Source organism: Actinoallomurus sp. NPDC052274, assembly GCF_040679475.1.
In the GTDB taxonomy this organism is placed as follows: domain Bacteria; phylum Actinomycetota; class Actinomycetes; order Streptosporangiales; family Streptosporangiaceae; genus Actinoallomurus; species Actinoallomurus liliacearum.
Window position 1 is genome coordinate 1 of sequence record NZ_JBFAUT010000059.1, and the last position, 14,028, is coordinate 14,028.

Annotated in this window: 13 protein-coding genes and 1 pseudogene; 7 read left to right on the forward strand and 7 right to left on the reverse strand. The window is 70.4% G+C overall.

From position 1 onward, the window contains the following. Positions 1 to 217 precede the first annotated feature (217 nt). Together AB0K82_RS35545 and AB0K82_RS35550 are read left to right on the forward strand one after the other, a co-directional pair. On the forward strand, positions 218 to 1,159 hold the full coding sequence (locus tag AB0K82_RS35545) for an alpha/beta hydrolase (protein WP_364405480.1): 942 nt from the start codon (positions 218 to 220) through the stop codon (positions 1,157 to 1,159). Between the two features lie 40 nt (positions 1,160 to 1,199). Then, positions 1,200 to 1,985 (forward strand): alkene reductase, encoded by a 786-nt coding sequence (locus AB0K82_RS35550; RefSeq protein ID WP_364405481.1) that lies wholly within the window; start codon positions 1,200 to 1,202, stop codon positions 1,983 to 1,985. A gap of 193 nt (positions 1,986 to 2,178) precedes the next feature. On the opposite strand, the gene AB0K82_RS35555 is transcribed toward AB0K82_RS35550, so the two are convergent. Further along, positions 2,179 to 3,027 (reverse strand): helix-turn-helix transcriptional regulator, encoded by an 849-nt coding sequence (locus AB0K82_RS35555; RefSeq protein ID WP_364405483.1) that lies wholly within the window; start codon positions 3,025 to 3,027, stop codon positions 2,179 to 2,181. A gap of 145 nt (positions 3,028 to 3,172) precedes the next feature. On the opposite strand from AB0K82_RS35555, the gene AB0K82_RS35560 reads away from it, so the two are divergent. Both AB0K82_RS35560 and AB0K82_RS35565 read left to right on the forward strand, forming a co-directional pair. Continuing rightward, on the forward strand, positions 3,173 to 3,430 hold the full coding sequence (locus AB0K82_RS35560) for an Atu4866 domain-containing protein (protein WP_364405484.1): 258 nt from the start codon (positions 3,173 to 3,175) through the stop codon (positions 3,428 to 3,430). A 119-nt stretch (positions 3,431 to 3,549) separates the two neighbouring features. Continuing rightward, entirely contained in the window at positions 3,550 to 4,308 is a 759-nt protein-coding gene (locus AB0K82_RS35565) for a glucose 1-dehydrogenase (RefSeq protein ID WP_364405486.1), read from the forward strand. 164 nt (positions 4,309 to 4,472) lie between these two features. On the opposite strand, the gene AB0K82_RS35570 is transcribed toward AB0K82_RS35565, so the two are convergent. The 5 genes from AB0K82_RS35570 to AB0K82_RS35590 form a co-directional block, all read right to left on the reverse strand. After that, entirely contained in the window at positions 4,473 to 5,195 is a 723-nt protein-coding gene (locus AB0K82_RS35570) for a serine hydrolase (RefSeq protein ID WP_364405488.1), read from the reverse strand. Continuing rightward, positions 5,192 to 6,607: a TRAP transporter large permease subunit gene (locus tag AB0K82_RS35575; RefSeq protein ID WP_364405489.1), complete on the reverse strand. Its 1,416-nt coding sequence runs from the start codon at positions 6,605 to 6,607 to the stop codon at positions 5,192 to 5,194. Before AB0K82_RS35575 ends, AB0K82_RS35570 begins: the two co-directional genes overlap by 4 nt. Before the next feature lie 8 nt (positions 6,608 to 6,615). After that, positions 6,616 to 8,184: a D-aminoacylase gene (locus AB0K82_RS35580; RefSeq protein WP_364405491.1), complete on the reverse strand. Its 1,569-nt coding sequence runs from the start codon at positions 8,182 to 8,184 to the stop codon at positions 6,616 to 6,618. A gap of 374 nt (positions 8,185 to 8,558) precedes the next feature. After that, positions 8,559 to 8,732: a transposase gene (locus AB0K82_RS35585; protein WP_364405493.1), complete on the reverse strand. Its 174-nt coding sequence runs from the start codon at positions 8,730 to 8,732 to the stop codon at positions 8,559 to 8,561. A 240-nt stretch (positions 8,733 to 8,972) separates the two neighbouring features. Then, positions 8,973 to 10,796 (reverse strand): multicopper oxidase domain-containing protein, encoded by a 1,824-nt coding sequence (locus tag AB0K82_RS35590; RefSeq protein ID WP_364405495.1) that lies wholly within the window; start codon positions 10,794 to 10,796, stop codon positions 8,973 to 8,975. 173 nt (positions 10,797 to 10,969) lie between these two features. On the opposite strand from AB0K82_RS35590, the pseudogene AB0K82_RS35595 reads away from it, so the two are divergent. The 3 genes and pseudogenes from AB0K82_RS35595 to AB0K82_RS35605 form a co-directional block, all read left to right on the forward strand. After that, a pseudogene (locus AB0K82_RS35595) lies at positions 10,970 to 11,129 on the forward strand (ISL3 family transposase); the annotation flags it as partial. Between the two features lie 222 nt (positions 11,130 to 11,351). Continuing rightward, the gene (locus AB0K82_RS35600) at positions 11,352 to 12,047 is read left to right on the forward strand and encodes an alpha/beta hydrolase (RefSeq protein WP_364405497.1); all 696 of its coding nucleotides are present in this window, start codon (positions 11,352 to 11,354) and stop codon (positions 12,045 to 12,047) included. Between the two features lie 73 nt (positions 12,048 to 12,120). Further along, on the forward strand, positions 12,121 to 12,957 hold the full coding sequence (locus tag AB0K82_RS35605) for an alpha/beta hydrolase (protein ID WP_364405499.1): 837 nt from the start codon (positions 12,121 to 12,123) through the stop codon (positions 12,955 to 12,957). A gap of 48 nt (positions 12,958 to 13,005) precedes the next feature. On the opposite strand, the gene AB0K82_RS35610 is transcribed toward AB0K82_RS35605, so the two are convergent. Further along, a complete protein-coding gene (locus AB0K82_RS35610; RefSeq protein ID WP_364405501.1) occupies positions 13,006 to 13,974 on the reverse strand; it encodes a helix-turn-helix domain-containing protein in 969 nt (322 codons plus the stop codon). Positions 13,975 to 14,028 lie beyond the last annotated feature (54 nt).

A 14,028-nucleotide genomic window follows, 5' to 3' on the forward strand; every position in this document is an offset into this window, starting at 1 on the left:
GACTTGTACGTCCGCAGCGACGCCGACCAGTTGGCGCGGCTGGTTGCACTGATCGACTCCGGCGAGCTGTGCGTCGACGTCGCCCAGCGCGTGCCCCTGGCGGAACTGCCGGCACTCCACGCCAGGGCCGCGACGCTGTCCGGCAAGGTCATCGTCCTTCCCGGCGCCTGAGGTCATCGCCCACCGACACCCCAACGACCCCTCAAAGAAGGTAGTCATGTCGTTGAACCTGGATCCCGAGATCGCCGAGGCCCTGGCCCCGATGGCCGGCGCGATGGCGGACGCCACCCCTCCGGCGGTGGGTGATGTCGCGGGCCGCCGCGCCATGTGGGAGCCGATCATCGGTGCGGCCGGCACCGCCCAGCCGATTCCGGCCGACGTGACCACCAGCGAGCACTACGCGACCGCGGACGACGGCGCGCAGATCACGATGCGCTGGTACGTCAAGGACGGTGCGACGCCGGGCCCGGCCGTCCTGTTCTTCCACGGCGGCGGGTACATCTTCGGCCACATCGACCTGTTCGACGGCCCGGTCTCCCGCTACGTGTCCGCCAGCGGCGTGCCCATGCTGTCGGTCGAGTACCGCCGCGCGCCCGAGCACCCCTTCCCGACCCCGCTCGAGGACGCCTACGCCGCGCTGCGCTGGCTGCACGAACACGCCTCCGAGCTGGGCGTCGACCCCGCCCGGATCGGCGTAATGGGCGACAGCGCCGGGGGCGGCATGGCCGCAGCCGTGTCGATCCTCGCCCGCGAGCGCGGCGGACCGAAGATCGCCCACCAGATCCTGCTCATGCCGATGCTCGACGACCGCACCACCACCCCCGACCCGCACATCGCGCCCTACGTGCTGTGGTCCTACGACGACAGCCGCACCGCGTGGCCGGCACTACTCGGCGCGGCCGTCGGCGGCCCCGACGTCCCGGCCACGGCGGCCCCGGCCCGGCTCGAGGACGCCACCGGCCTTCCCCCGGCCTACATCGAGGTCGGTCAGCTCGACGTCTTCCGCGACGAGGACCTCGCCTACGCGATGAAGCTCAGCCGCGCCGGCGTACCGGTGGAGTTCCACCTGCACCCCGGCGCGCCGCACGAGTTCGACTCCATCGCCTTCACCTCCGACGTCGCCCGGCGCGCCATCGCCGACCGCATCCGCGTGCTCTAGTCGATCTGAGCCCGCGGTTCATCACGAAACGAGAGATCACGTGACCCTCTGGACCCCCACCACCGTCGGTTCCATCGAGCTCCCGCACCGCCTCGCCATGGCGCCGATGACCCGCGACCGCTCCAGACCGGACGGCGTCCCGACCGACCTCAAGCGCGAGTACTACCGGCAGCGCGCGTCGATGGTCCTCATCATCACCGAAGGCACCCAGCCCTCCGATGACGGGCAGGGCTACCTGCTGACCCCCGGCATCCACACCGAGGCGCACATCGCCGGCTGGCAGGAGGCCACCAACGCGGTGCACGCCGCCGGCGGGCGCATCGTCGTCCAGCTCATGCACACCGGCCGCATCGCCCACCCCGACAACACGCCACACGGCCGGCGGCCGGTCGCCCCGTCGGCCGTCCAGCCCAAGGGCGCGATGTTCACGGCCTCGGGCCCGCAGGGCATGCCCACCCCCCGGGCCCTGACCACCGAAGAGGTCGCCGGCGTGATCGACGAGTTCCGCCACGCGGCGTCCGCCGCCGTCGCCGCAGGCTTCGACGGCGTCGAGATCCACGGCGCCAACGGCTACCTCGTCCACCAGTTCCTCTCCAGCAACGCCAACCAGCGCACCGACCGGTACGGCGGCTCGATCGACAACCGCATCCGCTTCGCGACCGAGGTCGTGTCGGCGGTCGCCGACGAGATCGGCGCCGACCGCACCGGCCTGCGCATCTCGCCGGGAAACCCGTACAACGACATCGTCGAGCACGACACCCACGACCAGCCCGCTGCCGTGACTGCCGGCTCGTGCACACGAGCCGGCAGTCGGCACGTCCGATGAAGCAGTGGCCTGACACGCGGTGTTGGTGCCCCGGCAGGACAGGCTGCCGGGGTCGGCCGCTGGACGGCCGCGTCGCCGTGGTCACCGGCGCCTCGAACCAGTCTCCGCGATCGACGGGGCTGCTCACCCAGAACGACCCGTTGCGCCCGGCGGACGTGGCCGAGACCGTGGCGTTCATCGCCGCCTCGGCCGATCAGCGGCGGGGGCTGGGTTCGGTCTGGTGCCGGGTGGTGTGAATGGAGCCGAGGAGATCGAGGGCCTGGGCGCCGGGGCCGCCCGGTTCGGCATGGTAGATGACGAGCTGCTGGCCGGGGGCGTCGCGTACGTCGAAGGCCTGGTAGGTGAGCGTGAGAGGGCCGACGTCGGGGTGCAGGAAGTGCTTGGCGTCCCGGGTCTTGCCTCGGACGGTGTGGGCGTTCCAGAGGCGGGCGAAGTCCGCGCTCTGATCGGTGAGGGTGCGGACGAGTTCGGCCAGCCGCGGGTCGTTCGGGTCGAAGCCGGTCGCCTGGCGAAGGTTGGCGACGGTGGCTTGGGCCGCCCGGTCCCAGTCCGTGTAGAAGGATCGGCCCGCGGGGTCGAGGAAGGTCATGCGGGCCAGATTGTCCGCCCGCTCGAACGGGGCGTAGAGGGCGTCGGCCAGAGCGTTGGTGGCGAGGATGTCCAGGGTCCGGTTCATGACGTACGCAGGAGTGTTGGGGTAGCCGTCCATCAGCTGGCGCAGCGCCGGGCTGACCTGGTCGGCGACGTGGGTGCGGGGCCGGTCGCCCTGCGCCGCCCCGGCCAGCCGGTACAGGTGCGCTTGAGCGTCCGCGTCCAGGCGGAGCGCGCGGCTGAGGGCGTCGAGCACCTGCGGTGAGGGGTGGCGCTCGCGCCCTTGTTCCAGGCGGGTGTAGTAGTCGGCGTTCACTCCGGCCAGGACGGCGACCTCCTCGCGGCGCAGCCCGGCGACCCTGCGGGCTCCGTAGCTCACCATGCCGACGTCCCCCGGCCGCAGCCCGGCGCGGCGTGCGCGCAGGAATCCTCCCAGGTGGTTGTCGTCCATGCGGCCAGGCTAAGGGGCGGCCGCGCGTGCTGCCTGGGTGCGCCGCACCCAGGCAGCGCACGTCCTGGTCAGTGTCGGCCGACCTGCACAGACTCGGGAGAGCAAGGCCGGACTGCTTGAGATGAGCGAAGGAGAGGAGCCTGCCATGCCGGAAAGAGCCGATGGCGAGAACGTCGACGTGGTCGGTATGTGGGTGACGGCGGACGGTCACATCCGTCAGGAACTGTTGCCGGACGGCCGCTACGACGAGGCCCGCGGCGAGCGGCGCAGCGCCTACACAGGCAGGTACACGGTGACCGGCAGCCACCTGGACTACATCGACGACACCGGGTTCACCGCGACGGGCGATATCCGGGACGGCGTCCTCTATCACGAGCACCTTGTGCTCTACCGCGAGGAGTAGCCGCGCTGATCGGCGAGGTGACGGCCCGCCGCGCGGCGGCAGGCGGCCTGACCGGCGTCCGCGCCGCGACCAGACAGAACCGAGCAAGACGACATCAACGAGAATCCGGGGGATCTCCCATGGCAGGACAACGACTCGCCGGCAAGGTCGCGCTGATCACCGGCGCGACCGGCGGCATCGGCACGGCGACCGCCGAGCTGTTCGCCCGCGAAGGCGCTCGGCTGGTGATCACCGATGTCGCAGAAGGGCCCCTGCGGGATCTGGCCCGCGGTATCGAGGCCCGTGGCGCCGAGGTCGTCGCCGCCCGCCTCGACGTCTCCTCCGCGCGGGAGTGGGAAAAGGTGATCGGCGTCGTGCGTGACCGCTTCGGCGCGCTGGACGTGCTGGTGAACCTCGCCGGCATCGTGGACTGGCCGGGCATCGAGGACACGCGGGAGGACGCGTGGGATCGCGTCATCGACGTGAACCAGAAGGGCACCTGGCTCGGCATGAGGGCGGCGTTGCCGCTCCTGCGCGCGAGCGGCAACGCGTCGGTGATCAACACCTCCTCGGTGCTCGGGCTCGTGGGAAGCGGCGCCGCCGCGGCCTATCAGGCGTCCAAGGGCGCGGTGCGACTGTTGAGCAAGACCGCAGCCGTCGAGTACGCGCGGCAGGGAGTGCGGGTGAACTCCGTGCATCCCGGGGTCATCGCGACGCCGATGATCCAGGAGATCCTGGACGAGCAGGGCGACCGGCAGCCGGACATCCAACGCACCCCGATGCGCCGAGCCGGGCGCGCCGACGAGGTCGCACCCGCCTTCCTCTTCCTCGCCTGCGATGACTCCTCCTTCGTCACCGGCTCGGAACTCGTGGTCGACGGCGGGCTCACCGCCTACTGAGCAGCGAGATCCGCAGAACGGCGTGTGCCGCCGCGCACCGTACGGCGATCCAGCGGCCTCGCGTCATCCGCCGCCTGATATGACCGGCCCAGGGAAGGGACCGGCCGTGATGACGATCGGCATCGACTTCACGTGTCTCATGGGGGCGCCGGGCGGTACCGGCGTCACGGGCGGCCCAGGGCGGAGAAGACCAGGCGGCCGCACTCGGCGATGAGGCCGGCGCCGTCGGTGGATCCTTCGGTCAGCACCGCGAGGACCACCGGCGGGCCGCCGGGCGGATAGACGATCCCGGCGTCGTGGCAGACGTGGCGCAGCTCACCGGTCTTGTGCGCCAGGCGGAACCCGGGCGGCAGGTGACGCGGCAGCCGGTCGTTGAACTGCTGCGCCTCCAGCGCCCGGACCGCGAACGGCGAATCCGCCAGCCGGCACAGCACCGACGCCGCGTCGGCGGCGCTGATGAGATTCTCCACGCCACGGTTTCGTGCCTCGGTGTCCATCATCCGCCGGGCCAGCACGGTGGCGGTCAGGCCGTGACGCGCGCACCAGGCGTTGACCCGTCCCATGCCGATCCGGTCGATGAGCACGTTCGTCGCCGTATTGTCGCTGACAATGATCATCAGTGTGAGCAGGTCGCGGACGCTCATGTCCGCGACATCGCCCAGATGAGCCAGCACGCCGGAGCCGGGGACCGCGGGCCGCACCGGCAGCCGCTCGTCGAAGGGCAGGCCCGAGTCGAGGGCGGCTGCCAGGATCGGAAGCTTGATCAAAGACGCGGCGGTGAAACGGTGATCCGCCGCGATCTCGATGGCCTCGCCGGCGCCGAGCGGGCGGACGACGACCGCCGCCCGTCCGGCCGCCAGCTCGGTCAGCGACTCGCGCAGGCTCATGTCAGGGCCAGGAACAGCACGGCGAAGAGCGCGGTGTTGGTGATGATGATGGCCCAGCCGTTGAACAACATCAGACGAAGGCTGGACGAGCGCGCCAAGCCCATCTGCCCGATCATGTCGGCACCCGGAAGCGGGCCGAGCTGGTCGATCTGGGAGGTGCCGAGCAGCGCCACCGCCCACACGCCGGGGGCGACGCCGAGTGCGGCGGCGACCGGACCGAACAGCTTGTTGACCAGCACCACCTGGGCGACGGCCGCGCCCGGTACCGCGTGGAGATAACCGAGGAAGACGATGAGCATCAGGAACACCCACGGGCCGGCGTGCGACAGCACCGGCTTGAGATCGGCGAAGACCGCGTTGAAGGCGCCGGTCTCACCGATCAGCGTGAGCATCGGATCGAGCATCCAGAACAGCAGGAACAGCCAGATCAGCCGCGCCGCGCCGACGTACATCGCGTCCAGGATCCGCTTCGGCGCCAGCCCACCGGCCAGGCCGGTCGCGATGGCGGTGACGATCATGACGACGACTGCGTACGAATACGTGGCCTTCTCCGCGATGCCGTAGACGGCCAGCGCCAGCAGCACGACCGCCAGGGCCAGCGCCGCCCGGCGGGCCTGTCGGGTGTCGGTCCCGGCGGTGGTGTCGGCCGCGTCCGCCGCGGTGTACTCCTGGTCGGTGTGGCGCTGGATCCAGCGCGCCATGAAGAAGCCCGTCACGATCGTCATGGCCGCGACCGGCAGGCCCGCGTGCAGCAGGTACGCGCCGTAGCTCAGCCGGGTCGCAGCCGTGATCGTCACCACGGGCGGGGTGAACGGGCCGGTCATCAGGCCCGCGGCCCCGGCCGCGTGCAGCATCGCCGCCACCGCGGGCGGACGCCAGCCGGTTCGCGCCGCGATCGGGATGATGATCGGCGCCAGGATCGCGTTACCGCCGGCCAGCGTGCCCAGTGCGCCCACGATGATGAGGGAGGAGACCATGATTCCGAGCTGCACCCGGGTGCGCGTGTTGAGCCCGATCCGGCCCATCACGAACCTGATGAGCGCCTGCGCGGCGCCGGTCTCCTGTGTCACCTGCCCGAGCGCCGATCCGAGCAGGATGATCACGCCGATGACCGCGACCAGCGACCCGAGCGACGTCGCCATCTGAGCCCCGAGGGGGATCGGGCCGGTCCGTGTCATGACCGCCGCGACGATGAGCGCGCCGGCGGTCGCCAACACCACATCGACGCCGAGGAGCGCGAGCACCGCGTAGAGGAAGATCGGTATCAGCCCCCACAGGCCCGCCTTGGCGCCGCCCACGGCGATCACGATGCCGATGACCAGCGCGACCGCGAAGGCTCCGGTGGCGATCATCGGCAGCCGCCGGGAGCGTTCCTCCGGGGGCACCTTCTCGATGGGGGTGGTCGTACTCATGGGGCTCCTCAGGGCCTGGGTCGCCGGAGCACGCGTCCGGGACGGTTGCCGGTCAGGGCCGTGTCACGCAGCGCCGCCGTACCGTTCACGACGACGTGGCGTATGCCCGTCGCCAGGTTCCAAGGGTCGTCGAAGGTCGAGGTGTCCCGGACGGTGCCGGGATCCAGGACGACCAGGTCGGCGGCCAGGCCCTCGCGGATCCGGCCGCGGTCGCTCAGCCCCGCCCGCGACGCGGGCAGCGAGGTCATCTTCCGCACCGCGTCGGCGAGCGTGAGCAGGCGCGCATCGCCCGCGTACCGCCCGAGCACCCGCGCGAACGTACCGAAGCTGCGCGGGTGCGGTCGTCCCGTACCGGAAGGGCGGAGCGTCCATCCGTCGCTGGCGACGCTGACCTGCGGATGCGACAGCACCACGCGCATGTCGTCCTCGGCCATCGCGTGGTTCACGATACCGGCCGAGCCGTTGTGCGCGGCGAGGACCTCCAGGGCCGTCTCCGCCCCGCCGAGGCCGAGTTCGCCGCCGAGCTCGGCGAGACTCCGGCCGATCCATGTCGAGTACGGCCCCGGTGGCAGTTGCGCGAGGACGGTGGCGTCGGGGTCGATCCTCGTTTCCGCGGCGATCCGGCGCCTGACCTCCGTGTCCGCGAGCCGGTCCAGCAACCGGTCGACGCCGCCGTCCAGCGCCCAGCCCGGGAGCCGAGACGTCAGCGTCGTGGACGAGGCGGTGTAGGGGTAGACGTCCGCGGTGACGTCCACGCCCTCCGCGCGGGCCTCGTCGATCAGCCGCAGTGCCTCATGCACCTTTCCATGGTTGGCCCGCCCCATCGCCTTGAGGTGCGAGATCTCCAGGCGTACGCCGGATTCACGCGCCGTGGCCAGTGCCTCGGTGACGGCGTCGATCAGCCTGTCGGCCTCGTTGCGCATGTGCGTGGAGTACAGCAGGCCGAGCCGTGCCGCGGTGCGCGCCAGTTCCGTCACCTCGTGCGGCGACGCGTAGCACCCGGGGGCGTAGATGAGGCCGGTGGAGAAGCCCGCCACGCCCTCCTCGGTGGCACGTTCGAGCAGGTGGCGCATTGCGGCGAGCTCATCCGGCGTGGCGGCCCGCTCGTCGTCGCCGAGGGCGGCGATGCGCAACGCGTTCAGCCCGACCTGGGCCACCAGGTTGACGGCCGGATGGGCGCGGTCGACGGAGTCGGCGTAGTCGCGGAAGCCGGTCCAGTCCCAGCTCAGCTCGTCCCGGCCCATGAAGCCGGCCGCCCTGCGCAGGCTCTCCGGGTCCTTGGCCGGGAACGGGGAGAAGCCGCAGTTACCGCCGACGAGTGTCGTAACGCCCTGGTAGAGGCAGGTGTCCGCGCCAGGGTGCCCCTGGATGGAGAAGTCGGCGTGGGAGTGGAGGTCGATGAAGCCCGGCGTCACCACGTGGCCGGTCGCGTCGAGGGTCTCAGCGCCGGACAACGCCCCGGGGGGCGCGATGGCGGCGATCCGATCACCTCGTACGCCCACGTCGGCCGGCACGGCCGCGGCGCCGGTGCCATCGAGCAGGCTTCCACCGGTGATGACGAGGTCGAGTTCGGTCATGATCCGGTACCAACCTCCGGTCTGGCCAGTAGGAGGGACGCTATCCCGTCATCTTCGCCCTGCCCGAAATATGGATTAACGGCAAACAGGTATCAATCGGACTTCTATCAAGATCGTCAACTGTCGTCAATAGACCGCGCCAGGCGGCGACGTGCTCCGCGAGACCTTGGCACCCTCGGACTCGGCATGCGTCGCCTGCCCGATCAGCCGGCGTCGAACAGGTCGTCGACGGCGAGCACGCCGATATCAGGACCCCCCGCCGGCCAACGCGGCTGGGGCCCAAGCGGCCCTGAACGCCTTTTCGAGATCACCTTCGAAGGCCAACTGCGCGATTCGGCGCCGGGCTGCGACCAACTCGGCGTGGTCGGCCGAGCTCAAGTCGGGTTCGAGGCCGGAATCGATCCGGTCCGCTTGCGCCAGGAGTAAAACGTCTGGTCGCTGATCTGCAGGTCAGCGGCGACCTGCTTCACCGACCTGCCGGCCTTGATCAGGTCCAGCACTTTGCGGCGGAACTCCGGGGGATAGCTCCGTCCTCTCCTCGTGATCAACATCATGAGGATCCCAGCAAGCAGACCCCACCGAGGCCGGGGGGGCATATCAGTCGGGTCTGGGGACCCGCGTGACACATCCTGCTCAGGAGGTTCGTGACATTCTGCCGAGTGCTGGTGGAGTTGAGCGTCGCGGAGCAGCGGTATCCCGCTGTGCTGGAAGTTCTGGCCGGGTGCCCGGTCACCGGGAGACGCGCTGGGCAGCCGCGCGAAAGACCACGGAAGCGAGATGGCGGGCGGTCAGCTGACGAGTTGCCAGGGGCGCATCATGTCGTTGTCCTCGTGCTCGAGAATGTGGCAGTGGTGGATGTAGTCCGCCGGGAAACTCGTGCCGGTGCCGTCGATGCCCGAGACGGGCGGTGCCGGCGTGTAGGTCGCGACGATCCGGTTGACCATCTTCGGCAGGGCCACGAAGCTGTCCCGCCAGCCCTGCTCCTGCGGGGCCGGCGGCACTGGCCGGCCGGCGAGATACCTGCCCAGCTCGGGCCCTCTGCCGGGAGGGCGGCCCGCGGTCACCCACCGGCCGTAGTCCCTTTTGTAGTCGTCGGCCCGGAACCTCTGCCGGTCGAGCAGGTGGAACTGCACGAGATGGACATGCATCGGGTGAGCGTCCCCGGTGGTGTTGACGTACTCCCACACCTCGGTCGCCCCGGCAGGAACGAAATCGTCGACCGGTTCGAAGAAGTAGCGTCCGTTGATCTGCATGTGGACGGAGTTGCCGTGCCGGTCGGTCAACTCGGTCAGGACGCGTTCTCGGCGCCTCGTTCCCGCGCCCGGCTCGATGGGCTCGAACGGCGGAAGAGCCAGTTCCTCGGGTGGCGGTGTGAGATCGCGAGCCCCCAGGCGCTCGGTCACCTGGAACCGCATGATCTCCGGGATGGCCGGACCGCCGCCTCCGCCTGGGTACGGCGCGGGGGCGTCGTTCATGAGGGTGACGCCGCCGCCGAAGGGCACCGGAGCGAAGTCGATGACGATGTCGGCCCGGTCCGCCGGGGCCATCAGCAGATCGGTGCAGCGCAGGACCTCACCGCGCAAGCCGCCGCCGATCCCGATGAGCCAGAACGGCAGCCGGGTCCGGCCTTCGCCGAACCACAGGTGGTAGAAACGGGAGTTGGACCCGTTAAGGATGCGCAGCCGGTAACGCCGCGGCTGGACTTCCAGGTACGGGTAGGCCTTGCCGTTGACGACGGGCGTGTCCCCGAAGAGTTCCGGGGACCAGAGGGGGTGGTAGGGGGTCACGCCCTTGGTCGGGTAGAAGAGCGAACCGGTTCGGGTGAACATGCGATCCTGCACGATCAACGGGACCTCGAAGCGCCCTGAGGGTAGACCGAGGGCATCCTCGGCCCGGTCCCGGATCATGTAGACCCCGGACAGGCCCGCGTAGTTGTTGAGCCGGGTGATCTCCATCCCGTGGTCGTGGTACCAGAGCATGGTCGCGTTCTGGCGGTTGCCATAGGCGTAGATCGCCTCGTTGGGTGCGGCTCCGGGCAGGGAGGCGTAAAGGGAGCCGTGATGTCCGTCGGGGCTGAACCAGGCGGCCGGGTTGCCGTCCGACTGCGGCGGGTTCCATCCGCCGTGAAGGTGGACGACGTTCCACACCATGGCACCGTTGGGCATGTCCATGTGACGGCCGCCGGGTGGATCGCCAGGCACGCCGGGCATCTGCATCCACAGGGTCTGATCGATCGAGCCGGCCAGCAGGTGTACGGCCGGCAGATGGTTGCGGTACCGGACGACGGCCGGGCGGTCGCGCCGTGCCACCAGGGTCGGGCCCAGACAACCGAGCCCGGCGGGCCCACTGCGGCCGGAGGGATCGGACGCCCAGTACCCCCAGGCCACGGTGGCACCGAGATCGGCGTGGAAGCGCCACGGCCGCTGACGCATGGTCAGCTCGTAGTAGTCGGCGTCCGGATACACCGACGTGTCGGCAACAGCGACGGGCAGACGAGGCAACCGATCGACGTACCTGCGGAGGCCCCGGGCCGGCATCCGCGCGCCCCACGCCCACGCCCCCGCGCCCGCCGCCACCGCGGACAGGCGTACGAAATCCCGTCGGGTCAACATCGCCGCGCCTCCGGAAAAGTCCGTGCCGGGCGGCCCACCAGGCCCTTTCCCACGCTAGGCGACGTCCGGTCAACCTCTATTAAAGGTGGGACCGCACGGTTTTCGGCTCTGTCACACTTTCGGGGGTAGCGGAAGGTGTCGACGCGTATGTCGATGCGTGGTGTGAGCGGAGGGTAGTTCGGGAGTTAGCGGGCCGGGCCAGTGCCCGCGTGCTCTTGAGACTGGGAATGCCGATCTCTCGCCACACCGCACTGCGGGCCCTACTGCGGATCCCGCTGCCGGTGGTGGCGAACGCCGCGTGTGCTGGGCGTGGATGACTTCCCGCTACGGCGGTTCTGCGGCGGCGGCGCCAGATCCACGAACTGCTCGACGCGGGCGTCGATCCGCGATGATCTATGGTCGGCCCACGCTCACCGAGCCTACTGATGTGACGTAGCCTCCTGGCCGATCACGGAACTACGTCATTTGGCTCAATCGACGATCACCGTCGGGGTTCTAGCGTCGCGTCATTCCCCTACGAAGCCCGGCTCTGATCCGGGTGAAGGAGGCAGTGACGTGAGCGAAGTCCAGAACATCGTGCTGGTCCACGGCGGGTTCGTCGACGGGTCCGGCTGGCAGGGTGTGTACGACCACCTGACGGCCGACGGCTACCGGGTGTCGGTGGTGCAGAACCCGACGATCTCGCTGGCCGACGACGTGGCCGTGACCCGCCGGGTCCTCGACGGGGTCGATGGCCCGGCGGTGCTGGTCGGCCACTCCTACGGCGGCGTGGTGATCAGCGAGGCCGGCAATCACCCGAACGTCGCGGGGCTCGTCTACATCACGGCGTTCGCGCCGGACAAGGGCGAGTCGGTCAACACCCTGATCGCCGACCCGCCGCCCGGTGCTCCGGTGCCGCCGATCCTGCCGCCTGTGGACGGGTTTCTGTTCCTGGATCGGGACAAGTTCGCGGCGTCGTTCGCCGCCGACGTGCCCGAGAACGTCGCGGCGTTCATGGCCGACTCCCAGGTGCCATGGGGCGTCGACGCGCTCGGCGGAGCGGTGTCCGAGCCTGCCTGGCGGACCAAGCCGTCCTGGTACCTGGTGGCCACCGACGACCGGATGATCCCGCCGCCCGCCCAGCGGGCCATGTCCGAGCGGGCCGGGTCGACGGTCACCGAGACGCCGGGCAGCCACGCGATCTATGTGTCCAACCCCGCGGCCGTGGCGGGCGTCATCTCACAGGCGGCGGAGACTCTCTCCGCCCGCTAGCGCTCGGACGCCGCGCCTTCCCTCCCGGCAGCCGGCGCCGGGAGGGATCCATCCCCCTCTCAAGGAGTCCCTCATGCATGTCCGCCGAATAATCACCCGCCGCAGAGCTCTCGCGAGCGGTGTCGCCGTCGCCGCGACGGCCGCGCTGCTGGCTCCGGCCGGCTCGGCCGCGTCCGCCGGATCCAAGCCCAAGGCCCAGCCGACGTTCCTGCTGGTGCACGGCGGGTTCGCCGATGCCTCCGGCTGGAACGGCGTCATCACGCAACTCCGCAAGGACGGCTACAAGAAGATCATCGCCCCGGCGAACCCGCTGCGCGGCCTGCCCGCCGACGCGCCCTACATCGCGAGCGTCCTCAAGTCGATCAAGGGCCCGATCGTCCTGGTCGGCCACTCCTACGGAGGCGCGGTCATCACCAACGCCGCCGCCGGGAACACCAACGTCAAGGCACTCGTGTACGTCGCGGCGTTCGCCCCCGACAAGGGCGAGCAGCTCGGCCCGCTGCTCGGCAAGTTCCCCGGCAGCCTGATCGGCGACTCCGTCCAGGGCGTGCCCTACCCGCTGCCCGACGGCAAGACCGGCGTCGACCTGTACCTGCGGGCCGACAAGTTCCGCGCCGCGTTCGCCGCCGACCTTCCCAAGTCCACCACCGACCTGATGCAGATCACCCAGCGGCCGTTCGCGCAGTCGTCCCTCACCGACGTCACCACCGCAGCGGCCTGGCACACCATCCCGTCCTGGGCGGTCGTCGCCACGGAGGACAAGGCGATCCCGCCAGCGCTGGAGCGCTGGCTCTACAAGCGCGCCCACTCCCACGTGATCGAGGTCAAGGGCGCCTCGCACGTTCCGATGATGAGCCACCCCTACGTGACGGCGAGGCAGATCGAGGCCGCGGCCAAGGCCACGTCCTGACCGTCGGCGTCCCGTTCCGCAGGACCGGAACACCGGACGTGCCCGTCATCACTCGGGCGCGCGATGGGTGGGCGGTGTGTCCGCCCACCGCAGTTCGCGGGGGCTGATCCCGTACTTGGCTTTGAACGCCCGGTTGAAGCCGCTGAGGTCGCCGAATCCCGCGTCGAACGCGAGCGCCGAGATCGGGCGGGTGGCGCATCGCGGGTCGGTGAGCCGCTGCCGGACCCGTTCGAGGCGGCGGTCGCGGATGTAGCGCGTCACGGTCTCGGGTTCGGACTCGAACAGCCGGTGGAGATACCGGACCGAGATTCCGAAGGCGGCCGCCACCTGCGCGGGATCGAGCGTCGCGTCGGTGAGGCGCTGATCGATGTAGTCCTTGATCCGCAGTGGGAGGGTCCGCCGCAGCGCTCCGGCCAGCTCCCGGCTCTCGGCCAGCGGCTCGTTGAGGAGGGCGACGAGCAAGTCGTTGGCCAGGGTGACCACGCTGCCGGCGGATGCCCGGCGGAGGTTCTCCCCGTTCTCGGCCAGGTCCAGCAGCGCCCGGCGGGCGACGCCGGCGAGTCCGGTGAGCGCGGTCACCCGGCAGCCGGCGAGGTGGCGCCGGTCGTGCTCGCTCAGCCGCACCAGCTCCGTGGGGAACGCGAAGACCCAAAGGTTGAACGAGACGGGGAAGTCCAGCTCGAACCCGCGGTGGGAGTCCAGGATCGTGCAATCGCCCGGGATGAGCAGGCTGCGGCGGTCGCCCTGGGCGACACGGCCGCTGCCGCCGGTCTGCATCGCCAGCAGGACGTACTCGCCGTCGGCGCGGCCGATGAGGCGCTGCGTGCGGGTCATCGACTGCGCCGTGGCGGCGATGTCCCCGACGGCGAGCCCACCCGCATCGTAGGCGCGGACCCGACCGCCGACGGCTGTGCCGGGCCGTCCCCGCGCGTCGACGCCGACGAACGTCCGGGAACAGGCATCGCGCCAGAACTCCCGCCGGTCACCGACGTCGACGCCATCGAAACTGAGGATCATCGCTGGACCCCACTGCGCAGGCTCGTGCGCTCCGATCCTACTTCGGGTGCGCTC

Bases quoted from the DNA above. Each gene is read 5' to 3' on its own strand.
- AB0K82_RS35590 (WP_364405495.1), bottom strand. From the start codon at position 10,796: ATGTTGACCCGACGGGATTTCGTACGCCTGTCCGCGGTGGCGGCGGGC.
- AB0K82_RS35555 (WP_364405483.1), bottom strand. From the start codon at position 3,027: ATGGACGACAACCACCTGGGAGGATTCCTGCGCGCACGCCGCGCCGGG.
- AB0K82_RS35565 (WP_364405486.1), top strand. From the start codon at position 3,550: ATGGCAGGACAACGACTCGCCGGCAAGGTCGCGCTGATCACCGGCGCG.
- AB0K82_RS35610 (WP_364405501.1), bottom strand. From the start codon at position 13,974: ATGATCCTCAGTTTCGATGGCGTCGACGTCGGTGACCGGCGGGAGTTC.
- AB0K82_RS35575 (WP_364405489.1), bottom strand. From the start codon at position 6,607: ATGAGTACGACCACCCCCATCGAGAAGGTGCCCCCGGAGGAACGCTCC.
- AB0K82_RS35545 (WP_364405480.1), top strand. From the start codon at position 218: ATGTCGTTGAACCTGGATCCCGAGATCGCCGAGGCCCTGGCCCCGATG.
- AB0K82_RS35605 (WP_364405499.1), top strand. From the start codon at position 12,121: ATGCATGTCCGCCGAATAATCACCCGCCGCAGAGCTCTCGCGAGCGGT.
- AB0K82_RS35560 (WP_364405484.1), top strand. From the start codon at position 3,173: ATGCCGGAAAGAGCCGATGGCGAGAACGTCGACGTGGTCGGTATGTGG.
- AB0K82_RS35580 (WP_364405491.1), bottom strand. From the start codon at position 8,184: ATGACCGAACTCGACCTCGTCATCACCGGTGGAAGCCTGCTCGATGGC.
- AB0K82_RS35570 (WP_364405488.1), bottom strand. From the start codon at position 5,195: ATGAGCCTGCGCGAGTCGCTGACCGAGCTGGCGGCCGGACGGGCGGCG.